Annotated in this window: 27 protein-coding genes and 1 pseudogene; 14 read left to right on the forward strand and 14 right to left on the reverse strand. The window is 72.8% G+C overall.

Going from position 1 to position 26,737, the window contains the following annotated elements:
- Positions 1 to 155: 155 nt before the first annotated feature.
- The 4 genes from AC0665_RS08650 (at position 156) to AC0665_RS08665 (ending at position 4,111) form a co-directional block, all read left to right on the forward strand.
- The gene (locus tag AC0665_RS08650; protein WP_478704666.1) at positions 156 to 1,463 is read left to right on the forward strand and encodes a multidrug effflux MFS transporter; all 1,308 of its coding nucleotides are present in this window, start codon (positions 156 to 158) and stop codon (positions 1,461 to 1,463) included.
- On the forward strand, positions 1,406 to 2,584 hold the full coding sequence (locus AC0665_RS08655) for a serine hydrolase domain-containing protein (RefSeq protein ID WP_478704667.1): 1,179 nt from the start codon (positions 1,406 to 1,408) through the stop codon (positions 2,582 to 2,584). The genes AC0665_RS08650 and AC0665_RS08655 overlap by 58 nt, the downstream gene beginning before the upstream one ends.
- A gap of 112 nt (positions 2,585 to 2,696) precedes the next feature.
- Positions 2,697 to 3,680, forward strand: a complete 984-nt coding sequence (locus AC0665_RS08660) for a small ribosomal subunit Rsm22 family protein (protein ID WP_478704668.1) — start codon at positions 2,697 to 2,699, stop codon at positions 3,678 to 3,680.
- A 77-nt stretch (positions 3,681 to 3,757) separates the two neighbouring features.
- Positions 3,758 to 4,111, forward strand: a complete 354-nt coding sequence (locus AC0665_RS08665) for a hypothetical protein (RefSeq protein WP_478704669.1) — start codon at positions 3,758 to 3,760, stop codon at positions 4,109 to 4,111.
- Here the strand turns inward: AC0665_RS08665 and AC0665_RS08670 are convergent.
- Positions 4,078 to 5,448, reverse strand: coding sequence for a S28 family serine protease (locus AC0665_RS08670; protein WP_478704670.1), 1,371 nt, complete (start codon positions 5,446 to 5,448; stop codon positions 4,078 to 4,080). The two genes, AC0665_RS08665 and AC0665_RS08670, sit on opposite strands and share 34 nt — an antisense overlap.
- Positions 5,449 to 5,580: 132 nt before the next feature.
- On the reverse strand, positions 5,581 to 5,790 hold the full coding sequence (locus AC0665_RS08675; RefSeq protein WP_478704671.1) for a DUF6243 family protein: 210 nt from the start codon (positions 5,788 to 5,790) through the stop codon (positions 5,581 to 5,583).
- Between the two features lie 107 nt (positions 5,791 to 5,897).
- Here AC0665_RS08675 and AC0665_RS08680 point away from each other — a divergent pair, with 107 nt between their 5' ends.
- Positions 5,898 to 6,542 (forward strand): TetR/AcrR family transcriptional regulator, encoded by a 645-nt coding sequence (locus tag AC0665_RS08680; RefSeq protein WP_468638055.1) that lies wholly within the window; start codon positions 5,898 to 5,900, stop codon positions 6,540 to 6,542.
- Here the strand turns inward: AC0665_RS08680 and AC0665_RS08685 are convergent.
- Positions 6,521 to 7,378, reverse strand: coding sequence for a glycerophosphodiester phosphodiesterase (locus AC0665_RS08685; RefSeq protein ID WP_478704672.1), 858 nt, complete (start codon positions 7,376 to 7,378; stop codon positions 6,521 to 6,523). The two genes, AC0665_RS08680 and AC0665_RS08685, sit on opposite strands and share 22 nt — an antisense overlap.
- Positions 7,379 to 7,585: 207 nt before the next feature.
- Between AC0665_RS08685 and AC0665_RS08690 the strand changes: the two genes are divergently transcribed.
- Positions 7,586 to 8,323, forward strand: a complete 738-nt coding sequence (locus tag AC0665_RS08690) for a bifunctional DNA primase/polymerase (RefSeq protein ID WP_468413508.1) — start codon at positions 7,586 to 7,588, stop codon at positions 8,321 to 8,323.
- Positions 8,324 to 8,365: 42 nt separating this feature from the next.
- Here AC0665_RS08690 and AC0665_RS08695 read toward each other — a convergent pair whose 3' ends face one another.
- From AC0665_RS08695 to efeO, 4 genes and pseudogenes are all read right to left on the reverse strand, one after another.
- The gene (locus AC0665_RS08695; RefSeq protein WP_468638053.1) at positions 8,366 to 9,358 is read right to left on the reverse strand and encodes an SCO2278 family lipoprotein; all 993 of its coding nucleotides are present in this window, start codon (positions 9,356 to 9,358) and stop codon (positions 8,366 to 8,368) included.
- Positions 9,321 to 10,270 (reverse strand): annotated as a pseudogene (efeU, locus tag AC0665_RS08700) (iron uptake transporter permease EfeU); the annotation flags it as partial. The gene AC0665_RS08695 and the pseudogene efeU, both read right to left, overlap by 38 nt.
- Before the next feature lie 4 nt (positions 10,271 to 10,274).
- Complete coding sequence (gene efeB / locus AC0665_RS08705; protein WP_478602660.1) at positions 10,275 to 11,510, reverse strand: iron uptake transporter deferrochelatase/peroxidase subunit; 1,236 nt, start codon at positions 11,508 to 11,510, stop codon at positions 10,275 to 10,277.
- 2 nt (positions 11,511 to 11,512) lie between these two features.
- Positions 11,513 to 12,661 (reverse strand): iron uptake system protein EfeO, encoded by a 1,149-nt coding sequence (gene efeO, locus AC0665_RS08710; protein ID WP_478602662.1) that lies wholly within the window; start codon positions 12,659 to 12,661, stop codon positions 11,513 to 11,515.
- Positions 12,662 to 12,824: 163 nt separating this feature from the next.
- Between efeO and AC0665_RS08715 the strand changes: the two genes are divergently transcribed.
- Both AC0665_RS08715 and AC0665_RS08720 read left to right on the forward strand, forming a co-directional pair.
- Complete coding sequence (locus tag AC0665_RS08715) at positions 12,825 to 13,469, forward strand: PhzF family phenazine biosynthesis protein (RefSeq protein ID WP_468638050.1); 645 nt, start codon at positions 12,825 to 12,827, stop codon at positions 13,467 to 13,469.
- 98 nt (positions 13,470 to 13,567) lie between these two features.
- Positions 13,568 to 13,777 carry a hypothetical protein gene (locus AC0665_RS08720; RefSeq protein WP_468638049.1) on the forward strand — a complete coding sequence of 70 codons (210 nt, stop codon included), beginning with the start codon at positions 13,568 to 13,570 and terminating at the stop codon, positions 13,775 to 13,777.
- A gap of 74 nt (positions 13,778 to 13,851) precedes the next feature.
- Here AC0665_RS08720 and AC0665_RS08725 read toward each other — a convergent pair whose 3' ends face one another.
- Together AC0665_RS08725 and map are read right to left on the reverse strand one after the other, a co-directional pair.
- The gene (locus AC0665_RS08725) at positions 13,852 to 14,499 is read right to left on the reverse strand and encodes a biliverdin-producing heme oxygenase (RefSeq protein WP_478602664.1); all 648 of its coding nucleotides are present in this window, start codon (positions 14,497 to 14,499) and stop codon (positions 13,852 to 13,854) included.
- A gap of 104 nt (positions 14,500 to 14,603) precedes the next feature.
- The gene (gene map / locus AC0665_RS08730) at positions 14,604 to 15,461 is read right to left on the reverse strand and encodes a type I methionyl aminopeptidase (protein WP_468413522.1); all 858 of its coding nucleotides are present in this window, start codon (positions 15,459 to 15,461) and stop codon (positions 14,604 to 14,606) included.
- Between the two features lie 58 nt (positions 15,462 to 15,519).
- Between map and AC0665_RS08735 the strand changes: the two genes are divergently transcribed.
- Positions 15,520 to 15,753 carry a hypothetical protein gene (locus AC0665_RS08735; RefSeq protein ID WP_468413524.1) on the forward strand — a complete coding sequence of 78 codons (234 nt, stop codon included), beginning with the start codon at positions 15,520 to 15,522 and terminating at the stop codon, positions 15,751 to 15,753.
- An 86-nt stretch (positions 15,754 to 15,839) separates the two neighbouring features.
- Here the strand turns inward: AC0665_RS08735 and AC0665_RS08740 are convergent, their stop codons facing one another.
- A complete protein-coding gene (locus tag AC0665_RS08740; protein ID WP_363120767.1) occupies positions 15,840 to 16,442 on the reverse strand; it encodes a hypothetical protein in 603 nt (200 codons plus the stop codon).
- Positions 16,443 to 16,560: 118 nt separating this feature from the next.
- On the opposite strand from AC0665_RS08740, the gene AC0665_RS08745 reads away from it, so the two are divergent.
- The 3 genes from AC0665_RS08745 (at position 16,561) to AC0665_RS08755 (ending at position 18,655) form a co-directional block, all read left to right on the forward strand.
- Entirely contained in the window at positions 16,561 to 17,634 is a 1,074-nt protein-coding gene (locus tag AC0665_RS08745) for a sialidase family protein (RefSeq protein ID WP_478704673.1), read from the forward strand.
- 38 nt (positions 17,635 to 17,672) lie between these two features.
- A complete protein-coding gene (npdG, locus tag AC0665_RS08750) occupies positions 17,673 to 18,392 on the forward strand; it encodes an NADPH-dependent F420 reductase (protein ID WP_363120769.1) in 720 nt (239 codons plus the stop codon).
- Positions 18,393 to 18,475: 83 nt separating this feature from the next.
- A complete protein-coding gene (locus AC0665_RS08755; RefSeq protein WP_468413528.1) occupies positions 18,476 to 18,655 on the forward strand; it encodes a hypothetical protein in 180 nt (59 codons plus the stop codon).
- A gap of 4 nt (positions 18,656 to 18,659) precedes the next feature.
- Here AC0665_RS08755 and AC0665_RS08760 read toward each other — a convergent pair whose 3' ends face one another.
- Entirely contained in the window at positions 18,660 to 19,460 is an 801-nt protein-coding gene (locus AC0665_RS08760) for a site-2 protease family protein (protein WP_478704674.1), read from the reverse strand.
- Between the two features lie 103 nt (positions 19,461 to 19,563).
- Here AC0665_RS08760 and AC0665_RS08765 point away from each other — a divergent pair, with 103 nt between their 5' ends.
- Complete coding sequence (locus AC0665_RS08765; protein WP_478704675.1) at positions 19,564 to 20,322, forward strand: DUF6578 domain-containing protein; 759 nt, start codon at positions 19,564 to 19,566, stop codon at positions 20,320 to 20,322.
- Positions 20,323 to 20,592: 270 nt separating this feature from the next.
- The gene (locus AC0665_RS08770; RefSeq protein WP_478704676.1) at positions 20,593 to 23,865 is read left to right on the forward strand and encodes a BTAD domain-containing putative transcriptional regulator; all 3,273 of its coding nucleotides are present in this window, start codon (positions 20,593 to 20,595) and stop codon (positions 23,863 to 23,865) included.
- A 17-nt stretch (positions 23,866 to 23,882) separates the two neighbouring features.
- On the opposite strand, the gene AC0665_RS08775 is transcribed toward AC0665_RS08770, so the two are convergent.
- From AC0665_RS08775 to panB, 3 genes are all read right to left on the reverse strand, one after another.
- On the reverse strand, positions 23,883 to 24,701 hold the full coding sequence (locus AC0665_RS08775; RefSeq protein WP_478704677.1) for an ABC transporter permease: 819 nt from the start codon (positions 24,699 to 24,701) through the stop codon (positions 23,883 to 23,885).
- Positions 24,698 to 25,717 carry an ATP-binding cassette domain-containing protein gene (locus AC0665_RS08780; RefSeq protein WP_478704678.1) on the reverse strand — a complete coding sequence of 340 codons (1,020 nt, stop codon included), beginning with the start codon at positions 25,715 to 25,717 and terminating at the stop codon, positions 24,698 to 24,700. The genes AC0665_RS08775 and AC0665_RS08780 overlap by 4 nt, the downstream gene beginning before the upstream one ends.
- 142 nt (positions 25,718 to 25,859) lie before the next feature.
- Positions 25,860 to 26,735: a 3-methyl-2-oxobutanoate hydroxymethyltransferase gene (gene panB, locus AC0665_RS08785; protein WP_468413540.1), complete on the reverse strand. Its 876-nt coding sequence runs from the start codon at positions 26,733 to 26,735 to the stop codon at positions 25,860 to 25,862.
- Positions 26,736 to 26,737 lie beyond the last annotated feature (2 nt).

Below are 26,737 nucleotides of genomic sequence, written 5' to 3' on the forward strand. Positions count from 1 at the left end.
GACCCTGAGCATTCCGTACGAGCCGTACGGGCATTCCGTACGAGCCGTACGGCCATTCCGTACGAGCAGTCCGCACGAGCCGTACGAGCAGTCGTACGAGCAATCCGTACGAGCTGAGAGCATAGGTGGCGATCGACTTGTCGAGGGAGGGACTCATGCCCGAGGGTGGGGCGTCCATATCGAACACCGCGCAGGGGGCCGCGGCCGGCACGCGGCGGCCCGACCGCACACCGCACCGCCGCACCGGGCTCCTGGTCACCTTCCTCCTCGGGAGCCTGACCGCCGTGCCTCCGCTGGCGATGGACATGTACCTCCCGTCCCTGCCGGAGGTCACCCGTTCCCTGCACGCGCCGGCCGCGACTGTCCAGCTGACGCTCACCGCGTGTCTGGCCGGCATGGCCGTCGGGCAGCTCGTGGTCGGGCCGATGAGCGACCGGTGGGGGCGCCGCCGGCCGCTGCTCGCCGGACTCGCCGTGTTCGTGGCCGCCACCGTGCTGTGCGCGCTCGCCCCGACCGTCGAGCTGCTGGTCGCCTTCCGACTGGCGCAGGGCCTCGCGGGTGCCGCCGCGATCGTCATCGCCCGGGCGGTCGTGCGCGACCTCTACGACGGCATGGCCATGGCCCGCTTCTTCTCCACCCTCATGCTGATCTCCGGGGTCGCCCCGATCGTCGCGCCGCTGATCGGCGGGCAGGTGCTGCGGGTCACGGACTGGCGGGGCGTGTTCGCCGTCCTCACCGTCGTCGGCGTGGCCATCGGGGCCCTGGTCTGGGCGCGGCTGCCCGAGACCCTCGCGCCCGCCGAGCGGCACAGCGGCGGCGTCGGCGAGGCCCTGCGCTCGATGCGTACCCTGCTCGCCGACCGGCCCTTCACCGGCTACATGCTCACCGGCGGATTCGCCTTCGCCGCCCTCTTCGCCTACATCTCGGCCTCCCCGTTCGTCGTCCAGGAGATCTACGGCGCCTCCCCGCAGACCTTCAGCCTGCTGTTCGGCGTCAACTCGGTCGGACTGGTCGTCGTCGGCCAGATCAACGGCAAGGTCCTGGTCGGCCGGGTCAGCCTCGACCGCGTCCTCGGGATCGCCCTCACGATCGTCATCGCCGCCGCGACCGCGCTGCTGCTGATGTCCCTCGGCGTCTTCGGCGAGGTCGGCCTCGCGCCCGTCGCCGTCGCGCTGTTCGTGCTGATGTCCGCGATGGGCATCACCCTGCCCAACACCCAGGCTCTCGCCCTGATGCGCACCAAGCACGCAGCCGGCTCCGCGTCGGCCCTGCTCGGCACGTCCTCCTTCCTCATCGGCGCGATCGCCTCCCCGCTCGTCGGGGTCGCCGGGGAGGACACCGCCCTCCCGATGGCCGTCGTCCAACTGGCCGCCGCACTGGTGGCACTGGGCTGCTTCATGGGAATGTGCCGACCCTGGAAGACGGAGAGCGACCGCCCGAGCGCGGAGGGAGCAGTCAGCTGAGCGCACCAAGACTGCGCCACGGCACGCCGGAGCGGGCCGGACTCGACCCGGCGGAACTGCGGCACCTCGTCCGCGAGGTCAACGTCCTCACCACCGGGCAGCGCCCCTGGGCACCGGGCGCCGTCCTGGTCGTCGGACGCGGCCCCGTGATCGCCGTCGAGGAGGCGGCCGGCTGGGCCGTGCGCTACGCGGCCTACGACCCCGAAACCGACGCCGGGGTGGAGCTGCCCCCCGAGGACCGGGTCCCGATGACCGTCGGCACACCCTTCGACCTGGCGTCCCTCACCAAGCTGTTCACCTCGGTGGCCGCCGTGCAGCAGATCGAGCGGGGCACGCTCGGCATCGACGCGAAGGTCGGGGCGTACCTGCCCGACTTCACGGCCGCCGCCCGGCACGGCATCACCGTACGGCAGCTGCTCACGCACACCTCCGGGCTGCGGCCCGAACTCCCGCTCCACGACTGCGCCGACGACGCGGCGCGGCTGGCTGTGCTCCAGGCGGAGGCGCCGGTCGGGGTGCCGGGCACGTACCGCTACTCCGACCTGAACATGCTGCTCCTCCAGTACGTCCTGGAACGGATCACCGGACGCACCCTCGACGTCCTCGTCCACGACGGCATCACCCGGCCGCTGGGCATGACGGCGACGGACTTCGGGCCCTGCCCGGGCGCGGCTGCGACGGAGGACCAGCGGCGGCCCTGGGCCAAGGCCGACCGGGGGATGCTGCGGGGCGAGGTGCACGACGAGAACGCCTGGGCGCTGGGCGGGGTGGCCGGGCACGCGGGTCTGTTCTCCACCGGCCGGGACCTCGCGGTGTTCTGCCGCACCCTGCTCGCCGGCGGCTCCCACGGCCCCGCCCGCATCCTCGGCCCCGACTTCGTCGAGCTGCTCTTCACGCCGCCGGGCCTCGGCTTCTCCCTCGACCAGCCGTGGTTCATGGGCGACCTGGCGGGCCGCGGCGCGGCGGGCCACACGGGCTTCACGGGCACGTCCCTGGTCCTCGACCCCGCCACGGACACGTTCCTGGTCCTCCTCACCAACGCCGTCCACCCGCGCCGCCGCCGCCCGGACAGCGCCCCGAGGGCCGCGGCGGCGTCACGGGTGGCGCGGGCGGTGCGGTGACCCTCCGGTAAGGGCGAGCCGGAGGCGTCCACGGCCCCCGGCCGGAGGCCCCGGTGGGCTCCGCCCCGAGTGAGCGCCGCGTGTGCCCTGGGGCGCCTCGTAGAATCACCGGGTGAACGCCCCCGCACCCCCGGCCGAAAACCTCCGTGCCGCCCTCGCCGGTCTGCTCGACGGGCTGCCGCCCCGGCAGGCCGCGCAGGCGGTCGAGCGGCTGATCGCCAGCTACCGGGGGGCCACCCCGACCGACGCCCCCATCCTCCGGGACCGGGCCGACGTCGCCGCCTACGCCGCCTACCGGATGCCCGCGACCTTCGAGGCGGTGCGCTCCGCGCTGGAGGCCCTCGCGGACGCCGCGCCCGAGTGGGCGCCCGGTGGGCACACCGACCTCGGCGGGGGCACGGGCGCCGCGGCCTGGGCCGTGAACGCGGTCTGGGGCGGTCGGCGGCCCGTCACCGTCCTCGACTGGGCCGAGCCCGCGCTCGCCCTCGGGCGCGAGATCGCCGCGGCCAACCCGGAGCTGAGGGACGTCCGCTGGCAGCGTTCCCGGATCGGGGCCGCCCTCACCCTGGACAGCACGGACCTCGTCACCGTCTCCTACGTCCTCAACGAGCTGACGGCCCCCGACCGCACCGCCCTCGTCGACGCGGCCGCGGCCGCCGCACAGGCCGTCGTGATCGTCGAACCCGGCACCCCCGACGGGTACGCCCGTCTCATCGAGGCTCGCGACCGGCTGATCACCGCCGGTTTCCGCATCGCCGCCCCCTGCCCGCACAGCGCCGCCTGCCCCATCGCCCCCGGCACGGACTGGTGCCACTTCTCCGCCCGGGTCAGCCGCTCCTCCCTGCACCGCCAGGTCAAGGGCGGCTCCCTGGCCTACGAGGACGAGAAGTTCGCCTACGTCGCCGCCGCCCGCTTCCCCGTCGAACCGGCTCCCTCCCGGGTCGTCCGGCGCCCCCAGATCCGCAAGGGCCAGGTCCTCCTGGACCTGTGCGAGAGCGAACCGTCCCTGCGCCGCGCCACCGTCACCAAACGCCACGGCGACCTGTACAAGGCCGCACGGGACGCCGACTGGGGAGACGCCTGGCCGCCCTCCTGAGCTTCTGTCAGGTACGCATAAGATCATTTCGCGCCCTCGGGCGTGAGCAACGCGTACCACTGAAACGGGAGGACCCTTTGAAGAAACTGCTGATCGCTCCGCTGGCGGTGGCGGCCCTGGCCCTGGCCGGGTTCGTGCCGAGCGCGTCCGGCACGGCGGCCGTCGGCCGCGACGACATGTCCACCGTCGCGGCCACGGCGCAGTGCAAGAGCCTCACGGCCCTGTCGACCGTTCACGTCCGCAAGTCGGCCAGCACCAGGTCCACCAGCCTGCGCCTCTGGTACAAGGGCACCAAGGGCTGCGACATCAAGGGCGTCGACGGCGGTTCGTACAGGAACACCTGCGGGATAGACAGCTACCACTACTGGCGCAAGGTCAACTACCGCGGCACCGTGGGCTACGTGCCCAACGTGTGCGTGAAGTACTCCTGACCCGCCCAGCGGACCAGCGCGTCCTCCGCCGCCGCCCGGTCGGCGGGGGACAGGTCCGCGATGCCGGCACCGTGATTCCCGCCCGGTGCCCACAGCAGCCGTGAGTCCGGCCCGCCGGGGCGGAAGTGCTCGGCGACGGCCGGGTCCTGGGTGCCGTTGACGAACAGCAGCCGGCTGCCGCGCCGCCGGACCCAGCGGTCGATGTCGGGCATCGCGTCCCGGTCGAAACGCAAGGGGATGTCCCGGGGGACGAAACTGCGCGGCTCGGCGGCGCCCGGATGGCGGAGCAGGTCGGCGAGGTGGGTGGTGGGGAAGCCGCCGTACCCGAGCTGGGTGCCGATCTGGTACCAGTACGGGATGTAGTGCCGGGCGGTCGTGTCGGCGTACAGGGCCAGACCCGCCGTGTCGTCCAGCCAGGTGTACAGCTCCTCGGGCGTCGCCCCGGGGCCGGGGATCGCGGCGACGTCGGCCGGGGTGCCGCGCTGCCAGAACATGAACGGCGCGCGCAGCACGGCGATTTCGAGGGCCTTGTCGGCGCCGCCGACGAGCCGGAAGGTGTCGCCGGTGGCGTCCGCCCAGGCCTGGTAGCGGGCGGCCAGTTCGGCCCGGCGCAGCAGGATCGCCCGCTGGGCCGCCTTCAGGGCCTCCCGGGCGGCGGGGGTGCCCACCGTCTCCAGGAACCGCAGGTACGCGCAGTCGTCGCGGTCGTCGACGTTGTTCGGGGCCGAGTGGACCACCGTGCCCGCTACGTCATGGGGGTGGAAACGGCGGTGGTAGACGGTCGCCATGCCGCCCTTGCTGCCGCCGGTGGAGATCCAGGCGCCGGGGTAGAGCCGGCGGAAGAGCCGTACGACGCGGTGGTGGTCGTCGGCCGCCTGGCGGATCGTGAGGTGGGCGTAGCCGGGGTCGGCGGGGCGTGAGGCGCCGAAATAGCGGTGTTCGACCTGGAGTTGGTTGGCGCCGAGCAGGACCGCCGCTTCCGTCCGACGGGGGGTGAGGACCGCCTGGTAGCCCGTGCTGAACAGCACGGTGGGGCGGTCGGCGGCGGTGTGGAGCAGGGTGAGGCGCTGCTCGAAGGTGCCGGCGGCGGGGTCGGTGTGGTCGACCGGCTGGCGCAGGCCCAGGACGAAGTGCCGGTATCCCGGTTCGGCGTCCTGCCGCTCCTCGATCAGGCGCAGTCCGGGCAGCGCTCGCAGGGCGTCGGCCACGTCGAGGCCCCCGGGGCGGGGTGCCCCGGCCGCCGCACGTGCGGGTGTCGCCGCGGTGCCGACGAGACGCGCGGCCGGGACGGCCGTGGCCGCCGAGGTGAGCAACCGTCGCCTGGTCCATGCGGTCATGAGCCGAGTCCTCCCGGGTGTCCGTGGGGCGGGTGTCCGCCGGTCGCGTGGCGCGACCGCCTCAGTACATCCGCCGGACCACCCGGGAGGATCCCGCGCGCGGGGGTGCGCTCTCCCTCGCGCGGGGGAGGCTCATGACACCTCGCCGGCCGTGCCCTCCTCCTGTGCTCCCCGCCGCTGCCGTTTCTCCTGGAGTTTGCGCAGCAGTTCGCGCTTCTGGGCCTGCGGGTCGAGACCACCGCCGATCCGGTCGCCCCGGCCGCCGCCGCGCAGCGCCCTGCGGCTGAGGTTCTGGCGCGATCCGCCGACCCCCAGCATGTTTCCGGCTCCGCCTCGGGTCATCTCGGACTCCTTCCCTGGGACCGTTGCGCGACGAGACGGTTCGTCTCGTGCATGTCGCTCCACTGTGCGCGAGACGCTGCGTCTTGTCAACCTGATAGATTCGAGCCATGGCCGCCCAGAAGTCCGCCCAGCACGCCGCCCCCGGCAAGCCCGCCCCCGACTCCACCCGGCGCAGCGAGAAGTCCCGCCGCGCCATCTACGACGCCGCCCTCGCGCTCGTCGTCGAGGTCGGCTACCCGAAGATCACCATCGAGGGCATCGCCGCCCGCGCCGGTGTCGGCAAGCAGACGATCTACCGCTGGTGGTCGTCCAAGGCGGACGTCCTGATGGAGGCCTTCCTCGACCTGGCCGGCCAGTTCGACGGGGAGGCCGGGCCGGCGCCGTACGCCTTCCCGGACACCGGCGACCTCGCCGCCGACCTCAAGACCGTCCTGCGGGCCACGGTCGACGAACTGCGCGACCCGAGGTTCGAGGCGCCCATGCGCGCGCTGGCCGCCGAGGGCGTCGTCAACGAGCAGCTCGGACGCGAGCTCGTGGCCAAGCTGATGCAGCCCTCACTCGACCTCTACATCGCCCGGCTGCGCGCCGCACAGGACGCCGGGCAGGTGCGGCCCGGGATCGACCCGCGCATCGCCCTGGAGTTCTTCGTCTCCCCGCTCGCCCAGCGCTGGCTCCAGCACACCGGCCCGATCTCCCACGAGTACACCGACACCCTCGTCGACTACGCCCTTCACGGCCTGGCCCCGCGCTGAGCCGCCCGGGCCAGGCGCCCCGGCGCGTCCGTGATCACGCCGCCGCAGCCCAGCGCCAGCACCCGGTCCCGCTGGGCGTCCGTCACCACGGTGTGCGCCCACACCCGCGCGATCCCCGAGTTCACCGCCCGCACCAGATCCTCGTCGCGGGCCCGGTGGTCCACGTCCAGCAGGTCCACGAACGACCGCCAGCGCTCGGGGCGGTCCGTGCGCAGCTGCTCCGCCGAGCGCCACACCTGCGAGAGCAGTCCGAGGCGGTGGACGCGCCGGGCCACCTCGGGGTCGTTGGAGTTCACGAAGACCGAACGGGTCAGGCCCCGGGCCCGGATCAGCTCGGCCAGCCGGTCCAGGCCGCGCGGGTCCTTCGCCTCCAGCATCAGCACGACCCGCCCGCCGAAACGATCCAGCACCTCGGCGACCGTCGGCGGCCGCTCCGGCCGCCAGCTCCCGGGCAGCCGGTCCTTGGGGCGCAGCCGTACGCCCTGCCATTCCCGGGCGTCCAGCGCGCGCACCGCGCCGCCCAGGTACGTGGTGCGGTTCAGGGTCTCGTCGTGGAACACCACCGGCGTGCCGTCGCGCAGCAGCCGTGTGTCGAAGTCCAGCACCTGCGCCGTCCCGCGCGCGTAGGCGGCGGCCAGCCCGGCCATGCTGTTCTCCGGCACCTCACGGGCACCGCCGCGGTGCGCGACGTACGTGATCCGGGGCAGGGCCGCCACGGTCAGCGGGCCCGTGCCCCACTCCAGCGGGGCCGGGGCGCGGCCGCCGGGTCCGGTGAGGGTCAGCGAGACCACGGAAGCCACGGAGGCCAGACCCGTCAGCGCGATCCTTGTGACCATGCCGACCACGGTAGGGCGCCATGTCATGGCAAAGCGGGCAATGACACCCGATCATGCCCGGAGCGGTGATCGCCGGTTCTCCTCCCATCGGACGCCCGGTGTACGTTGCGTCCCTCCTGTCCTGGATGTGGGCACTGGCCCCCCGGTGCGCGGGAAGATGGGACCATGAGGCATGCTGTTGCGCACGACGGCGAGGCGAGGGGATAGATGAGCGCGGAGTTCGGCGGCCGGACCGGCCTGCAGGGCAAACTCACCCAGTGGCTGCGCGCCGGGCGCCGGCCGAAGGAAACCGCCGGGGACGGCGGCCGTGAGGCCCTGCTGCTCGCCGCCGCCGACGCGGGACTGCCTCTCGCTCCCGCCGCCCACCCCTCCGGCTACCGCTGCTCCTGCGACCGGGTCGGCTGTCCCACTCCCGCCCGGCACCCGGTGTCCTTCGCCTGGCAGACGCAGTCCACCACCGACCGCGGCCAGATCGAGCGCTGGGCCCGCCATCAGCCGCAGGCCAACTTCATCACCGCGACCGGCATGGTGCACGACGTCCTCGACGTGCCCCTCGATGCCGGTCGCGACGCGTTGGAGCGGCTGCTCGCCGCCGGGATCGAGGTCGGACCGGTCGCCGAGAGCGACGACGGGCGCCTGCTCTTCTTCACCCTCACGCGCGGTACGCCCGAGGACGAGGACGAGTGGTGGCCCTGCGAACTGGACTGCCACCCCGAGACGGCGGACGAGCACCCCGGGCTGCGCTGGCACTGCCGGGGCTCCTACGTCCTGGTACCGCCGGCGCGGCTGCCCGGTGAGGACCGGGCGGTGCGCTGGGTCCGCGGGCCCGAGCACCCGCTGCCGGATCCGCTGAGCCTGCTCGAGGTGCTCACGGAGGTCGGTGGACGGTACGCCGACGAGGACACCGACCACGCCGCCGGCGCCTGGCCCGCACGACGGCACTAGAGCCGGTCGTTTGGATCATGCCGGCGTCGCAGGGCCCTCGGGCTACGAGCCCTCCGCCGCGGTGAGGCCCTGGATGCGGCCCAGGATCGTCACCTTGCCCTGGCCCTTGGGGTCCAGCGCCACCTCGTTGGAGACGAACTCCATCGTGAGGGACTGCTTGATCTCGCCCTTCGTCAGGGCCAGGACGTCCTTGCCGGGCGCGGGGACGGAGGTGCCCGCGTACGCGGTCTGCTTCTCGTAGTGGCGCGTGGTGAAGAACACCAGCGCCCCGCCGTCCGCCGTGCGCAGCGCCAGCGGCGCGTAGTCGCCGTTCGTCAGCGGATCGTCGATGTACTGGGTGACCATGCCCGGCTTCTTGGAGTTCTTCTTGCGCAGGGCACGCCACTGGCTGGTGTGGGCGCCGTCCGCGAAGGCCGCTCCGCCGCTCTTCAGGTACGTCGCGTAGGACCGGCTCAGGTCGGCGGGGCCCACGGCCAGGCCGGCCGAATCGGCGGGGACGGCCTCGGCCCAGCCGTCGGCGTCCTTCTTGAACCGCGGGACCTTGCCCGGGGCGACGAGCGTCAGGTACGCCACCTGGAACGGGTCGTCGAGGCCGCTGCGGGTGAACACCAGCAGCCAGCGGGCGTCGCCGCCCTTGTTGCCGGCCGCGTCGGCGACGAACCAGCGGGGCCAGCCGGCCTTCTTGGGGATGGTGAACTTCGCGTCGGTCAGCTTCAGCGGGGTGTGGTTCGGGTTGCCGGCCGGGTTGTTCGCCTTCCCGGCCTTCAGGCGGGCCGAGTCGATGTCGGCGAGGGCGCCGGTGGTGTGGTCGGCGTCCAGGGTGCCGTCGTAGGCCTTGTCGGCCTCGTTGTACGCGGTCGTGAACTCCTGGAGGGCCTCGGCGGCTTCGGCGCGGGTGGTGGACGGGAGGATCTCCCGTTCGCCGTGCACGACGACACATCCACTGGCCGTCAGCGACAAAGCGGTCACCGAGGTCGCTATGAGGGCGCTCCGGGCGGGCCTGCGGAGCGTACGAGGGTCGCGATCCCTGCTCATCGGGTACCTTCACCTTCCCCTTTCCGGAGGCGAACCCTACCGGGTGCCTCCGGCGGTCGGGCCGGGGGTGGGGTGGGCTCAGGCCTTGTCGCGCACCGGAGTTGGTGTCGTGATCCGGGCCGGGGCGAGGAACAGGGCCAGGGTCGGGATCAAGTACAGAAGCCAGACCGCTACTTGGAGCGTGGTGGGGTCGGGCTGGAAGTTGAAGACGCCCTTCAGGAGCGTGCCGTACCAGCTGTCCGGGGGGATCGTGCCCGAGATGTCGAAGGCCTTGTCGGTGAGGCCGGGCAGGAAGTCGGCCTCCTGAAGGTCGTGGAAGCCGTAGGCGAGGACACCGGCCGCGACGACCACCAGCATGCCGCCGGTCCACGTGAAGAACTTCGCCAGGTTGATGCGCAGCGCGCCCCGGTAGAACAGCCAGCCCAGCAGGACCGCCGTGAGGAGGCCCAGGGCGACGCCGAGCAGCGGACGCGGCGTGCCGTCGCTCGCCGCGTGCACCGACGCCCAGACGAACAGGGCCGTCTCCAGGCCCTCCCGGCCCACGGCGAGGAACGCCGTGGCGACCAGCGCGCCGGTGCCCATCGCGAGGGCGGCGTCGAGCCGGCCGTGCAGTTCCGACTTCAGGTGCCGGGCCGTGCGGCGCATCCAGAACACCATCCACGTCACCAGGGCGACCGCGAGGATCGACAGCGAGCCGCCGAGCGCCTCCTGCGCCTGGAACGTCAGCTCCTGGGACCCGAATTCGAGGGCGCAGCCGAAGCCGAACGCGAGGGCGATCGCGACGGCTATGCCGGCCCAGATCGGCTTCAGGGCGTCCCGGCGCCCGGTCTTGACCAGGTAGGCGATGAGGATGCAGACGACGAGGCTGGCCTCCAGGCCCTCGCGCAGACCGATGAGGTAGTTGGAGAACACCGGCTCAGGCCTCCTTCGAGAACAGCGTCCGGCCCCACCAGTCGTCCTTGTCGCGGACGCCCGGCGGGACGGCGAAGATCGCCGAACCCACGTGCTGGATGTACTCGTTGAGCGCGTCCGCGGCCAGGCTGCGCTGGATCGGGATGAAGCCCTTGCGGACGTCGCGCTGGTAGGCCAGGAAGAACAGGCCCGCGTCCAGGCGGCCGAGGCCGTCGGTGCCGTCGGTGAAGGAGTAGCCGCGGCGCAGGATCGTCGCCCCGTGGTTGCTGTCGGGGTGCGCCAGCCGGACGTGCGCGTCGGGTTTCATCGCCTTCAGGAACGGCTCGTCGCGCTCCTTGGCCTTGCCGACCGGGGCGCCCTCGCCCTTGTCGCGGCCGAAGATGTCCTCCTGCTCCTGGAGCGAGGTGCGGTCCCAGGTCTCGATGTGCATGCGGATGCGGCGGGCCACGAGGTAGGAGCCGCCCCGCATCCACGCCGGGTCGTCCTTCTCGTCCACCCAGACGAACTTCTTCAGGCGGTCCGTCTCCGTGCCGGCGATGTTGCGGGTGCCGTCCTTGAAGCCCATCAGGTTGCGCGGCGTCTGCGCCTCGGGCGTCGTCGAGGACGTCTTGCCGAAGCCGAGCTGCGACCAGCGGATGACGACCTTGCCGAAGCCGATGCGGGCCAGGTTGCGGACGGCGTGCACCGCGACCTGGGGGTCGTCGGCGCAGGCCTGGACGCACAGGTCGCCGCCGCTGCGGTTCTTGTCGAGGTTGTCGCCCGCGAACTTCGGCAGGTCGACCAGGGCCTCCGGGCGGCGGTCCGCGAGGTCGAACTTCTCGAACAGGGACGGGCCGAAGCCGATCGTCAGGGTCAGGCGCGAGGGCTTCAGGCCGAGCGCCTCGCCGGTGTCGTCCGGGGGCGCCTCGGCCAGGCCGCCGAACGCGCCCTCGCCGACGGGGTGTCCGGCCGTCATGCGCCGGGCGGCCGCCGTCCAGTCCTTCAGCAGCTGGACGAAGGCGTCCCGGTCGTCGGTCGTCACGTCGAACGCGGCGAAGTGCAGGCGGTCCTGCACCGGGGTGGCGATGCCCGCCTGGTGCGGGCCGTGGAAGGCGACCGCCGACCCGGCCGGTTCGGTGTCGTCCTCGGTGCGGGCCATCGCCACCGCTCCGCCTGCCGCGGCGGCGCCGAGTGCCAGGCCCGCGCCGCCCCAGCCGAGCAGGGAACGGCGGCTGGGGGAGGGGGAGTTGGTGTCCGTCATCGCTACTTCACCACGGCCGCGGCGAGCTTCGACAGCGGCTCCGCCAGGGCGTTGACCGCGTCGGAGAGCTCCTTGCGGTCGGCCTTGCCCACCTTGTCGTAGGAGGTGAAGTCGTACGACGTCGGGTTCGGGCGGTACTGGTCGAGCAGCTTGTCCAGGGCCGCGAACTGCTCGTCGAGTTCGGTGACGAGAGCGGCGTCGTTCTCCTTGGCGACCGGCTTCAGCAGGTCGTACGACTTCTGCGCGCCCTCGACGTTGGCCTTGAAGTCGACCAGGTCGGTGTGCGAGTAGCGCTCCTCCTCGCCGGTGACCTTGCCGGTGGCGACCTCGTCGAGGAGTTCCTTGGCGCCGTTGGCCATCGAGGTGGGGGTGATCTCGGCCTTGCCGACCCGGTTCTGCCAGTCCTTCAGGTCCTTGATCAGCAGGTCGGCGAGGTCCTTCTCGCGGTCGCCGATCTTCTTGTCCTGCCAGAGGGCCTTCTCCAGGCGGTGCCAGCCGGTCCAGTCGGTGGCCGGGTCCTGGTCGTCGTCCAGGCCGTCCTCGCGGAAGTCGACCTTGGGGTCGATGTCGCCGAACGACTCGGCGACCGGCTCGGTGCGCTCCCAGCCGATGCGGGAGGGGGCGTAGGCCTTCTTCGCCGCCTCCAGGTCACCGTCCTTGACGGCCTTGGCGAACGCCTCGGCCTTCGGCAGCGTCTCGTCGGCCTGCTGCTGCGCGTAGGCCCGGTACGCGGCGACGGCCTTGTCCAGGCGGGGGTCGCGCTGGACGGCCTTGCCGCCGGTGGCCTTGACGGCCTGGCGGATGCCGTCGCCCTTCATGCCGGGCTTGCAGGCGATCTGGTACTCGCCGGCCTTCACCTCGGCCGTGACGCGCTGCTTGGTGCCGGGGCCTATGTTCTCCCGCTCGGTGACCACCCGGTCGTCCGGGAAGAGGACGTAGACCTCGGTGACCTTGGAGCCCTTGTTCTCGACGGCCAGCTCGACGTGCCCGGCCGGGAACTCCTTCTTCGACACCTCGCACTTGTCGTCCGTCGCCGTCACGTTGATCACGTGGTCGCCGTCCTTCGCGTCGCTCTTCTCGGTGCAGCCGGTGACGGCGGCCAGGGCCGCCGCGGCGGCGATGACGACGGAAGCGGGACGGGCGGGTCGCATGAAGGCTCCAGGAGGGAAGTAGGTGAGGCTCACCTAAGACAGCGCACATAAGGATGACCTAAGTGGCTCAAAATCGCCGCAATGATTGGGTCAAGGGACGGTCAAAGGTCGCATCACGGGCCCCACGCCGACGACGCGCCCCCTGACCGGCGAGAATGCCCCCGTGACTGATTACGACGTGCTGCGCGTCTTCTGTGGGCCGAACGGTGGGTACGGCAACGAGCTCGGGGTCGTGCGTGAAGGGTCCGTGATGCCCGGGCGGGACGAGCGGCAGGCGTTCGCCGCCAAGGTCGGCTTCAGCGAGACCGTGTTCGTCGACGACCCCGAGCGCGGCGTGATCGACATCTACACCCCCACGCTGCGACTGCCCTTCGCCGGGCACCCCTGCGTGGGGGCGGCATGGCTGCTCGACGTGCCCGAGCTGGTCACACCGGCGGGGGTGGCCGGGGCCCGGCAGGACGGGGAGTTCTGCTGGATCGAGGCACGGGCGGAGTGGGTGCCGGAGCGGACGCTGCGCCGGTACGGCAGTGCCGCCGAGGTCGACGGCCTGGCCGTACCGCCGCCCGGGGAGTGGGTGTACGCCTGGGCGTGGGAGGACGAGTCCGCCGGGCGGATCCGGGCCCGCGCCTTCCCCGGCCGGGGTGACGGCATCGACGAGGACGAGGCGACCGGGGCCGCTGCCCTGCTGCTCACCGACCGGCTGGGCCGGGCCCTCAACATCACCCAGGGTGCGGGTTCCCAGATCCTGACCGCGCCCCAGCCGGGTGGCTGGACCGAGGTCGGCGGGCGGGTCCGCCTCGAACGCTGACCCGGGTGGACCGCGTCCGTACGGGTGGAACAGCGTGTGCGCACCGCGGTGAACGGGGACCTCTGGGCGTGACCAAGCACCACCGCGAGAGGAATCTCATGCGCATTCGATCCGCTCTGGCCGTCGTCGCCCTCACCGCCTCCCTGTCCGCCGCCGGTGCGGTGACGGCCTCCGCCAACGACGACGGCCCGGAGTACCGCAACGACCACCACGTGGCGTGCAGCCCGTACTTCGGTGAGCTCGAGGCCGAGACCGCCGAGATCGAGTGGGGCGGGGCCGTCTGCCACAACGGTCCGTTCGACATCTGAGCGCACCCGTCCGGCCGACTCCCGAGCCGGGACCGGGGCCCCCTCGCCGTGCGCGAGGGGGCCCCGCCCGTTTCTCACGCCGTCAGGGGGAACTCCTCGCCCAGCGCCTCGAACAGCCCGTTGTTCAGCTCGTACGCCCGCTTGCACTCCGCCACGATCCGCTGCCGCTCCAGCTCGTCGGCGGGCACCGCGTCCAGCAGCGCGCAGTAAGCCCGCTTGAAGGCGGCCGGGTTGGGGATGTCCTCGAAGACGTAGAAGCGGACCCCGTCGCCCTTCTTCGCGAAGCCCCACGTCTTCTCGGCCGTGTCGCGGATGATCTGCCCGCCGGAGAGGTCGCCGAGGTAGCGGGTGTAGTGGTGGGCGATGTATCCGGCGGGCCAGGCGAGGGCGCAGGCGGTGATCCGCTCCGCGTACTCCAGCGTGGCCGGCAGCGCGTCCGCCGTCGCGCGCCACCCGGGCCCGCGCAGATGCTCCAGGTCCCGCTCCAGCGCCGTCAGGCGGAACAGCTCCGGGCGGACGAAGGGACCGGCCACCGGGTCCCCGGCCAGTTGCCGGGCGCCGGACTCCAGGGCGCCGTAGACGAACCACAGCTGTTCCGTGTAGCGCGCGAACGCGTCGACCCCCAGGCGGTGTCCCAGCAGGTCGCTGATGAAGGCCGAGCCCCGCACCTCCTCGTGGTGCTCGCGGGAGGCGGTCCGAAGGAGCGAGGAGAAGGATTCCATGGGCGGACTTTTCCCGACGGGCTGTCGGTAAAAACCTCGCGGTCGGACGAACGGCCCGCCCTCGGAAAGAGGACGGGCCGTGGGAGGTGCGGCGGGCGGTGGGGTTACGGCAGTGTGAGGATCTCCGCGCCCGTGTCGGTCACCACCAGGGTGTGCTCGAACTGGGCCGTCCGCTTGCGGTCCTTCGTGACGACCGTCCAGCCGTCGTCCCACATGTCGTACTCGTGCGTCCCCAGCGTCAGCATCGGTTCGATCGTGAACGTCATGCCGGGCTGGATGACCGTCGTGGCGTGCGGGCTGTCGTAGTGCGGGATGATCAGGCCCGAGTGGAACGACGTGTTGATGCCGTGCCCGGTGAAGTCCCGGACCACGCCGTAGCCGAAGCGCTTGGCGTACGACTCGATGACCCGGCCGATGATGTTGATCTGCCGGCCCGGCTTGACCGCCTTGATCGCCCGCGCCAGCGACTCGCGGGTCCGCTCCACCAGCAGCCGCGACTCCTCGTCGACGTCACCCACCAGGTAGGTGGCGTTGTTGTCGCCGTGCACACCACCGATGTACGCCGTCACGTCGAGGTTGACGATGTCGCCGTCGCGCAGCACCGTCGAGTCCGGGATGCCGTGGCAGATGACCTCGTTGACGCTGGTGCACAGCGACTTCGGGAAGCCGCGGTAGCCCAGCGTCGAGGGGTAGGCGCCGTGGTCGCACATGTACTCGTGCGCGACCTTGTCCAGCTCGTCCGTGGTCACCCCGGGGGCGATCAGCTTCGCGGCCTCCGCCATGGCCCGGGCCGCGATCCGGCCGGCCACGCGCATCGCCTCGATCGTCTCGGGCGTCTGCACCTCCGGTCCGGTGTACGGCGTCGGCGCGGGCTTGCCGACGTACTCGGGGCGGCGGATGTTTCCGGGCACGGAACGGAGGGGGGACAGCTCCCCCGGGACGAGCAGCGACTGGCCAGACATGCCAGCGAGTCTAACCAGCGGCCATGGGGGAACATGACGATGGCGAGAGGAGCTGGTCATGGCCCTGTTCAAGAAGCGCACGGTCGGCAAGCCGGGTGAGTGGTACTACTGCCTGGAGCACAAGAAGGTCGAGGAGGGGCCGGAGTGCCCCAACAAGGACCGGTTCGGGCCGTACGCCTCCCGCACGGAGGCCGAACACGCGATGGCGACCGCCCGTGAGCGCAACCTCCAGTGGGAGAACGACCCCAAGTGGCACGACGCCCCGGCGGGCGGCGGGGACGACGCGCGCTGATCCCACCGGCGCCCGGTGCCGCGGCAGTCGCGGCACCGGGCGTTCCTGACGTCAGGCGCGCCCGGCCCTGAGGGACGACCGCACTCTCACCAGCGGGCCGGTGGCGGTGCCGTCAGGTGTTCCGCCAGCCGTGCCACCCGGTCCCGCAGGCGGCGTCGCCCGCGCGGAGTCGGCAGCGCGTTCTCCCCGGCCGCCGCGCTGACCAGGTGCTGCACCGTGTCGAGGTCCAGTTCCGAGCCGTCGGGAACGGCCAGGGTCTCGTGCGCCACGGACGGCAGCTCGCCCCGGTCCGGGCCGAGGGACAACACCGTCGCACCGGCACGGCGGGCGTCGGAGACCCGCTCCAGGAGCGGCGCGGCGGGACTCCCGGGCGCGACCACCAGCAGGGTCTCGCCCCGACGGGCCGCCTCCAGCCGGCCCAGGCCGACCGCCAGGTGCGCCGGGTCCGAGGGGCGGGCGGCGTGCCGCACCAGCGTCGGGGCCAGCTCGGGCGTGCCCGACCAGGCGGCCTCGTCCACCAGGTGCGCGGCCAGATGCCACGGCTCGTACTCCGGGGTGCCGACGAGCAGCAGCCCGCCCCCGTGCGACACCACCGAACCGCGCAACGCCCCGGCGAACCGCCGTGTGGCCCCCAGCCACTCCGTCCCGGCGAGGACCTCCCGCAGCAGTGCCACCCGTACCGCATCCATGGCACCGCATCCTGCCCCGGCCGGTCACCCGTGACGTGACGTTCACCCCGCATTCGCCCGGCCTGGGTAGGCCGACCGGTCATCCGTACCGCCGTCGAACGACCGGAGGAACCCGCCGATGACCCAGACCAGCGTCCCCTTCCGCGCCGGGCAGGAGGGATACGCGAGTTTCCGTATCCCCGCCGTCGTCGCCACCCGCACCGGTGACCTGCTCGCCTTCTGCGAGGGCCGGGTCGGCTCCCGCGACGACTTCGGCGACATCGACGTCGTCCTGAAACGCTCCACGGACGGCGGCCGCACCTGGGGGCCGCTCCAGGTTGCCGCGCGCAACGGCGACGCCCTGGCCGGAAACCCGGCCCCGGTCGTGCTCGGCTCCGGCCGTGTCCTGCTGGTGCACGTGCGCAACGCGGCCTCCGCCACCGAGGACGCCATCCGGCGCGGCAAGGTGAGCGCGGCGGAGGGACGCCGCGTCTGGGTGCGGCACAGCGACGACGAGGGCCGCACCTGGTCCGCGCCGAGGGAGATCACCCGGGACGCCAAGCGGCCCGAGTGGCGCTGGTACGCCACCACCCCCGGCCACGCGATCCGGCTGAGCACCGGCAGGATCGTCGTCCCCGCCAACCACTCCCTGCCGCCCACCGGCACGGACAACGGCACCGAGGCCCGGTACAACGGCGGCCACTGCCTGCTCAGCGACGACTCCGGCGCCACCTGGCGGATCGGCTACGTCGACGACGACACCGACGGCTACATCAACGCCAACGAGACCACCGCCGCCGAACTCCCCGACGGCCGCGTCTACTTCAACACCCGCAACGACTCGCCCTCTCCCGGCACCCGCGCCGACGCCCACTCGGCCGACGGCGGGCAGACCCTGGTGAAGCCCTTCCGCCCGCAGGCCGGACTCACCGCCCCCGTCTGCGAGGCCGCCGTCCTCCAGCTGCGCGACCCCGACCTGCTGCTGTACTCCGGCCCCGCCGACCCGGGCTTCCGCGCCCTGATGACGATCCGGGCCTCCACCGACGGGGGCACCACCTGGCGTCCGGCGTACACGGTGGACGGCCTGCCCGCCGCCTACTCGGATCTCGTGCGGATCGACGCGGACACCGTGGGCCTGCTGTACGAGACCGGCGACTTCGGCGCCTACGAGACGATCACCTTCCGCCGGGTGCCCGTGACGGAGCTGACCTGAGCCGTGGAGGGCGGCGGCGCGGTCGTAGAGTCGGGGCCATGACCTCTACCGACAGTGCTGCCACCGCCAACGCCCAGAAGGCGCCCGCCAAGGACCCCTGGGACCTGCCCGACGTCTCCGGACTCGTGGTCGGGGTGCTCGGCGGGACCGGGCCGCAGGGCAAGGGCCTGGCCTACCGGCTCGCCAAGGCCGGCCAGAAGGTGATCATCGGCTCGCGGGCCGCCGACCGCGCCCGGGCCGCAGCCGAGGAACTCGGCCACGGCGTCGAGGGCGCCGACAACGCGGAGACGGCGCGCCGCAGCGACATCGTGATCGTCGCCGTGCCGTGGGACGGCCACGGCAAGACCCTGGAGTCGCTGCGCGAGGAACTGGCCGGCAAGCTCGTCGTCGACTGCGTCAACCCGCTCGGCTTCGACAAGAAGGGCGCCTACGCCCTCAAGCCCGAGGAGGGCAGCGCCGCCGAGCAGGCCGCCGCCCTGCTGCCGGACTCCCGGGTCACGGCCGCCTTCCACCACCTGTCGGCCGTGCTGCTCCAGGACCCGGAGATCGACGAGATCGACACCGACGTGATGGTGCTCGGGGAGGAGCGGGCGGACGTCGAGATCGTGCAGGCCCTGGCCGGCCGCATCCCCGGCATGCGCGGCATCTTCGCCGGGCGGTTGCGCAACGCCCACCAGGTGGAGTCGCTGGTGGCGAACCTGATCTCCGTCAACCGCCGCTACAAGGCGCACGCGGGGCTGCGCGTCACCGACGTGTGAGCCGGTGAGGCCCGTGGGGGACACTGGACGGCAGCAGTGGTACCAGCCGCGCCAGAAGTGTCCCCCGACAGGAGCCGACCGCCATGCCCCGCCTTGCCCTCTACGCCCTGATCGTCTGCGTCCTCGCCGTGGCCGCCGCCGTCGTCTCCTTCACGCGGGGGAGCTTCCTGGGCATCGTGTGGGTGCTGCTGGCGGGCCTGTCGTCCAACATGTGCTGGTACTACGTCAAGCGCGCCAAGCAGCAGAAGTCCCTCAACGGCTGACCGGTCAGGGGGCCGCCGAGCAGAACTCGTTCGAGCCCTGCCAGAAGCGGTACAGCTCCTGGCCGCAGTACGTCTCGAAGTCGCTGATCCCGAGGGCCTTCAGGATCGTGTCGATCACGTCGAAGAACACGCCGTTGACCGCCGGCAGCCACAGCAGCGCGAACACGAACAGCAGGCCGAACGGCGCGAACGGCTCCACCTGGCGCCGGATGCCGTACGACAGCCAGGGCTCGATCACCCCGTAGCCGTCCAGGCCCGGCACCGGCAGGAAGTTCAGCAGCGCCGCCGTCACCTGGAGCAGCGCGAGGAAGGCCAGCGCGAACCGGAAGTCGTTCGGCACGCCGTCCAGCGCGTCCAGCCAGAACGGGGCGGTGCAGACGACGGCGAACAGCACGTTCGTCAGCGGGCCCGCCGCCGAGATCAGGCTGTGCTTCCAGCGCCCGTGGATCCGCCCCCGCTCGATGAACACGGCGCCGCCGGGCAGTCCGATGCCGCCCATGATCACGAAGATCACCGGGAGCACGATGCTGAGCAGCGCGTGCGTGTACTTCAGCGGGTTGAGGGTCAGATAGCCCTTGGCGCCGATCGAGATGTCGCCGCTGTGCAGGGCGGTGCGGGCGTGCGCGTACTCGTGCAGGCACAGCGAGACGATCCAGGCGGCCGTCACGAACAGGAACACGGCGACGCCGGGCTGCTCGGCGAAGCCGGTCCAGGTCGCCCATCCCGTGACCGCCGTGACGGCGACGATCCCGACGAACACGGGACTGATCCGCCGCTCGCTGTGGTGGGTGGTGGCGGTGGTCATGGGGCTCCCTGCACTCATCGACACGGGGTGGGACGGCCCGACAGTACTGGGCGCAGGTGAAAAACGTCTCGCGCGGGCGGTCGGTTCCGGGGAGGGTGGGGGCATGGGGCTCTGGCACGTGTACTACGAGGACTGGCAGATGGAGTGCTGCGGTACGCCGTTCTCGGTGGGGGACGAGGTGAGCTGGCCGCTGCTGCTCGTGGACCCGCGGACCGTGCTGGGCGGTGGCTGGCACGACCAGCTCACGTGGATCGCCGGGCCCGTGGAGCACGTGGGCGGCGTCCGGATGGTCCGGGAGGAGACGGGCCTGCCCGTGGCCCTGGCGGCGGACCCCGACGCGGACGCGGACCGGCGCCCGGAGCCGGGAGGACGGACCCGGGCGGCCGGGCTGCTGTCCGTCGAACGGCACGGCGCGAAGTGGCCCGAGGCCGGCGGACGGGTACGGGCCGTGCAGGTCGTGACCCAGACCTGGGCCGAGACGGAGCCGGGATCGCGCTCCTACGAGCCGGTGCCCGGGCAGCGGCGGCTGCGGGCGGTCGGCCGGTGCCCGAAGTGGTTCACCGAGACCGAGGGGGAGCGGGCGGCGGACGGGCGGGGCCGGCTGTCCCGCGAGTCGGGGTTGCTGGTGGCCCTGGACGTGCCGGGCACGGACTCCCGGCTCTCCCACGCGATTCGCGAGATGCGGGGCATCGCCCACCAGGACGCGGAGCCCGGCGCCGAGACCCGGGACATCTCGGCAGCGGACCTGGCGGCCCTCCTGGACAGCCTCAGCACGCCGAGGAGACGCGGCCGGCCGGACCCCGCCGGGTGGCCGACGGGTTCGAGGCCCGTGGCACGGGGCGGGGCGAACGAAGGCCCGTGACGGACGCGAAGGCGCGTGACGCACCTCCACTCCCCAGACCGCCGCCCACCCCGGGTCCGCGCCGCCGTGCCCGGCCACGCGGCCCGCACGGCTCGCCGCCCCGCCGGCGTCCGGCGGCGCGTTCCGGGCGGGGCGGCAACCGCCCCCCCTTTCCGCCGCCCCTGCCCGTCCTCCGGGACTGCCCGTCCCTGCCCCCCCCGGCGGCCCTGAACGCCCGCCGCGCCGCCAACCGCCGTGACCCGGCCCCGTGACACCGGAGACAATGAGCCCGTGCACTACCGCATCCTCGGCACCACGCAGGCTCTCCGCACCGACGGGACCGCCGTTGCGGTCGGTGGGGCGCGGTTGCGCGCGTTGCTGACCGTGCTCGCGCTGCGCGCGGGGCGCACCGTGCCCGTGGCGATCCTCGTCGACGAGGTGTGGGGCGGGGAGCCGCCCGCCGACGCGCCGGGGGCGTTGCAGGCGCTGGTCGGGCGGTTGCGGCGGGCGCTCGGGCCGGACGCGATCGCCTCCGCCGAGGGCGGATACCGGCTCGCGGCCGCGCCCGACGACGTCGACCTGCACCGGTTCGAGCGGCTGACCGGAGAGGGCCTGCGGGCGCTGGCCGACGGCGACCCCGCCAAGGCCGCCGCGCTCCTGGACGACGCCCTCGCCCTGTGGCGCGGCCCCGCCCTCGCCGACCTGCCCGACCGCACCGCGGAGGCGGCCCGCCGGGACACCCGCCGCCTGGACGCGCTGCGCGCCCGCCACACCGCCGCCCTCGCTCTCGGCCGGGCGGAGCAGTCCCTGCCGGAACTGACCGCGCTGTGCGACGGCCACCCCCTGGACGAGCCCCTTCAGGCCCTGCGCCTGCGGGCCCTGCGCGACGCCGGCCGTACGGCGGAGGCACTGGACGCCTACGAGGAGGTGCGGCGCCTGCTCGCCGACCGTCTCGGCGCCGACCCGGGGCCGGAACTGCGCGGTTTACACGCGGAGTTGCTCCGCCTCGGGGACACCCCCGTGCCCGCCCCCGGGGAACCGGGCGGGGCCGTGGGGAATCTGCGGGCCCGCCTCACCTCCTTCATCGGCCGGGAAACCGACATCGAGACCATCCGCGGGGATCTCGCGGCGGCCCGGCTGGTCACCCTGCTCGGGCCCGGCGGCGCCGGGAAGACGCGGCTGTCGCAGGAGGCCGCCGAGGCCGTACGGCACTCCATGCCGGGCGGCGTGTGGCTCGCCGAACTCGCCCCGGTCGACGACCCGGCCGCCGTCCCCGAGGCCGTGCTCACCGCCGTCGGCGCCCGCGAAACCGTGCTGTACGGAGCGGGCGCCGAGGGCATCCGGGCGGCCGTGGCCGACCGGCTCGACGACCCCGTCGAGCGGCTCGCCGAGCACTGCTCCCGGCCGCGCATGCTGCTGATCCTCGACAACTGCGAGCACGTCGCCGAGGCCGCCGCCCGGCTCACCGAGGAACTGCTGGCACGCTGTCCGGACCTCACCGTCCTTGCCACCAGCCGGGAACCGCTCGGTGTCCCGGGGGAGTTGCTGCGCCCGGTGGAGCCGCTGCCCGAGCCGGTCGCGCTGCGGCTGCTCGCCGACCGGGGCGCCGCGGCCCGGCCCGGATTCCGGACCGAGGACGACCCGGAGGCGTGCGCCGAGATCTGCCGGCGCCTCGACGGCCTGCCGCTGGCCATCGAACTGGCCGCCGCCCGGCTGCGGATGCTCACACCCCGCCAGATCGCCGACCGGCTCGACGACCGCTTCCGCCTGCTCACCTCCGGCAGTCGCACGGTCCTGCCCCGCCAGCAGACCCTCAGGGCCGTCGTCGACTGGTCCTGGGACCTGCTCGACGAGGACGAACGGGACGTCCTGCGGCGGCTGTCGGTGTTCGCCGGCGGCTGCGACCTGCCCGCCGCCGAGGCCGTGTGCGGACCGGCCGCCCTGGAAGCGCTCGGCTCCCTCGTCGACCGCTCCCTGGTCGTGGCCGCCCCACCCGACGGGCCCGCCGACGGGGAGATGCGCTACCGGCTGCTGGAGACCGTCGCCGAGTACGCCGCCGAACGGCTGGACGAGTCCGGGCAGCGCGCCGAGGCCGAGCGGGCCCACCTGACCTACTTCCGTGAACTCGCCCGCGTCACCGACCCGTTGCTGCGCGGCCCCGGCCAGCTCGCCGCCATCCACCGGCTGGAGCGGGAGTACGACAACCTGCGGACGGCCCTGCGCCACGCCGTCACCGCGCGCGACGAGCAGGAAGCGCTGTGCCTGGCGCTGTCCCTCGTCTGGTACTGGCAGATGCGCGACCTGCGCATCGAGGCCCGCAACTGGTGCCGCGAGATCATGGCGCTGGGCCCGGACCCCTTCGACGAGCCCGTCCGCCCCGCCGCCGCGGTGTGGCCGCGCTGCACCGACGCCCCGCCCCCGATGACCGGCGAGATCCTGTGGGAGGCCCGGCGCGGCATCCACCTGGCCCATCTCGCGTGCATGGACACCGAACTGGAGGCCTGGCAGAACGGCCGGTCCCAGCGCAAGCTGCGGATCATCGCCCGGACCTACGAGCCGGGCCTGCCGCAGAACTGCCGCCTGCCCGGCCTGCTCTGGTTCTTCGCCGTGATGCTGACCGGCGACATGGACCGGCTGCGCGTCATCATCGACGCGTCCATCGACACCTGCCGCCGGACACCCGGCTTCGACTGGGAACTGGCCTCCGGCCTGCAGATGCGGGCCAACTTCCTGGCCAATCGCACCGACTGGGCCGGCGACGCCGCGCGGGACGCCGACGAGTCGCTGGAGATCTACCGGCGCCTGGGCGACGCCTGGGGCACCGCCGAGGCCCTGTCCGCCCGCGCCGAGGCCCATGAACGAAAGGGTCGACACGCCCTGGCCGCAGCCGACTACGAGGCGGCCATCGCCCACGCCGAGCACCTGGGCGCCCGCGCCCAGGCAGCCGTCCTCACCGCCCGCCTGGGCAGCGCCCTGCTGGAGGCCGGCGAGGACGAACGCGGTGAGCGGCTGCTGCGCGAGGTGATCGCGCAGCGCGCGGACTCGCACAGCGAGGCGATGCCCGCCGCGCGGCTGTTCCTCGCCGCCCGGCTGGGCATGACGGGCCGGGTCGCGGAGGCGCGCGAGCACCTGCGGCGGCTGCGCCAGGACTTCCGTATCGCCCACTTCATCGTCTTCGACGCGTACATCCTCGGCGCGGAGGCCTGGCTGGACGCCGCGGAGGGACGGCACGAGGAGTGCCTGCACCTGATCCGCAAGGCACTGGAGCGGGCCGGTGACCCGCTGGCCACGGCCATCACGCCCCACATGCGCTCGGGATACCTGATCGTCGGCGCCTGGGCCCTGGCCGGTCTCGACGGCGGGCGGCGCGCCGCGGACGCGGCCCGCTGCCTTGGCGCCTTCGACGCCCTGCTGCCGGCCGGTCACGTCGCCCAGCTCCAGGAGCGGGTGACCCGTGAGCGGGCCGAGCGCCAGGCCCGGGCCTCGCTCGGCGACGCGGCGTACGAGGCCGCGTACGCGCAGGGCGACGGCCTCTCCCTGGAAGAGGCCGTCGCCCTGCTCTGACGCGGATCGCCCGTGCGTCAGTTCTTGGTGCGGAACTTGTGGATCGCGACGGGTGCCATCACGGCCGTGATCGCCACCGACCAGCCCAGCGTCACCCACAGGTCGTGCGCGACCGGCCCGCCCACCATCAGCCCGCGCGAGGCGTCGGCGAGCGTGGACAGCGGGTTGTAGTCGGTGAAGGCCTGGAGCCAGCCCGGCATCGAGGTGGGCGGCGCGAAGATCGACGAGCCGAACTGGAGCGGGAACAGCACCAGGAAGCCCATCGCCTGCACGGACTGCGCGCTCTTCATGATCACGCCCAGGGTGAGGAACACCCACATGATCGACGAGGCGAAGGCCGTGGACAGGGCCACGGTCGCGAACAGCCCGGGCCAGTTGGTGATGTCGAATCCGACCGCGACGGCGACGATCATCAGCACGGCGGTCGCGAACAGCATCCGCAGCAGCTCCACCGAGATCTTCGCGAACAGCACCGAGCCGCGTCCGATGGGCAGGGACCGGAAGCGGTCCATGACACCGGAGTTGAAGTCCTGGCTGAAGCCGGTGCCGACGCCCTGGGAGAGCGTCATGCTCATCATCGCGATCATGCCGGGGATGACGTACTGCACGTACCGTTCCTGCCCGCCGCCGAGCGCCTGCCCGATCGAGCCGCCGAACACGAACACGAACAGCAGGGTGAAGATGACCGGCATCAGCAGCGCGTCGGCCATCGACTCCGGGTCCTGGCGGATCCACAGCAGATTGCGGCGGACGAGGGCACTGGTGTGCCGAACGTGCCCGCGCAGCGTGATGCGGGCGTCGGCCGTCGCCGGGGTGGTCAGGGTGGCGGCGCTCATACGGCGACCTCCTCGCGGTCCTCGGTGAGCACGGTGTCCTGCGGGGCACTGGCACGGTGGCCGGTGAGGGACAGGAACACCTCGTCCAGGCTGGGCAGTTCGGTGGTGACGGCGGCGAGCGTGACGCCCCGCGCCGTGACGGCGCCGACCACGGCGGTCAGCTGCTCGTCGCTGAGCACCGGCACGAGCAGGGTGCCGGCCTCGGTGTCCACGGTGGTGGTCGCGAGGCCGGTGATGCCGAGGTCGTCCAGGTGCGCGGCGAGCGGCCGCAGGTGCGTGACGTCGGCCGGCCGGATCCGCAGGGTCCGCCCGCCGACCCTGGCCTTGAGCTCCTCGATGCCCCCGCCGGCGACGACCTTGCCCTTGTCCACGACGGTCAGCTCGGAGGCGAGCTGCTCGGCCTCCTCCATGTACTGCGTGGTCAGCAGCACGGTCACGCCCTCGCCGACCATCGCCTTCACCTCGTCCCAGACCTCGTTGCGGGTGCGCGGGTCGAGGCCGGTGGTGGGTTCGTCGAGGAACAGCACGGCGGGCCGCCCGATCATCGAGGCGGCCAGGTCGAGCCGTCGCCGCATACCGCCGGAGTAGGTGCTCGCGGGCCGCTTGGCGGCCTCGGTCAGCGAGAACCGCTCCAGCAGTTCGTCGGCACGCGCGCGTGCCTCCTTGCGGGGCAGGTCCAGCAGCCGCCCGATCATGTAGAGGTTCTCCCAGCCGGGGAGCTTCTCGTCGACGGAGGCGTACTGCCCGGTGAGTCCTATCACGCGCCGCAGATGGCGCGGCTGCCGTACGGCGTCGTACCCGGCCACGGTGGCCTGCCCCGAGTCGGGCGCGAGCAGCGTGGACAGGATCCGCACGAGGGTGGTCTTCCCGGCCCCGTTCGGCCCGAGCACCCCCATCACGGTGCCCTCTCGCACCTCCAGGTCGACCCCGTCCAGAGCCTTGGTCTCCCCGTAGTGCTTCACCAGCCCCCGCACGGTCGCAGCGGCGCCGCCGGTTCGTGTGTCGATTCGCGTCATGAGACAGACGCTCTCAGCGCCCACCGACAGATCACCGACAAGCCGCCGACAGCCTCTGTCGGCGGCCCCGGGGAAGGGGACAGCCCGTCGACTGGGGGAAGGCCGACGGGCTGTCCGTGGTACCGCTGTGGCTCTGTGCGCTCTAGTGGACGGAGTGCTCCTCCAGCGGGAACGTTCCGCCGACGACCTCGTCCGCGAACGCCTTCACCGCGTCGCCCATGACCTCACGCAGGTTGGCGTACTGCTTCACGAACTTCGGCACCCGCCCGCCGGTCAGGCCGAGCATGTCCGTCCACACCAGCACCTGCGCGTCGGTCTCGGGGCCCGCCCCGATCCCGACCGTCGGGATGTGCAGCACCCGTGTCACCTCGGCGGCCAGCTCCGCCGGGACCAGCTCCAGCACCACCGCGAAGGCGCCCGCGTCCTGCACGGCCTTCGCGTCCCGCAGCAGCTGCTGGGCCGCCTCCTCGCCGCGCCCCTGCACGCGGTAGCCCATCGCGTTGACCGACTGGGGGGTCAGCCCGATGTGCGCCATGACCGGGATGCCGGACTCGACGAGCAGCCGGATCTGCTCGTGCGACCGCTCGCCCCCCTCCAGCTTCACGGCCTGTACGCCCGCCTCCTTCACCAGCCGGGTCGCCGAGCGCAGCGCCTGCACCGGGCCCTCCTGGTAGGAGCCGAAGGGCAGGTCGCCGACGATCAGGGCGCGCGAGGTGCCCCGCACGACCGCCGCCGACAGCATCGTCATCTCGTCGAGGGTGACGGGCACGGTCGTCTCGTACCCGAGGTGGCAGTTGCCCGCCGAGTCGCCGACCAGCATCACCGGGATGCCGGCCTCGTCGAAGACGGACGCGGTCATCGCGTCGTACGCGGTGAGCATCGGCCACTTCTCGCCGCGCTCCTTGGCGGCGGCGATGTCGCGCACGGTGATACGGCGGGTGCCCTTGCCCCCGTACAGCGCCTTGCCGCCGTCGGAGGACTTCTTCTGAGCAGTCTGGGCAGCCGGAAGCTGCGTCATTG

This window comes from Streptomyces sp. NPDC043685, from assembly GCF_056436585.1.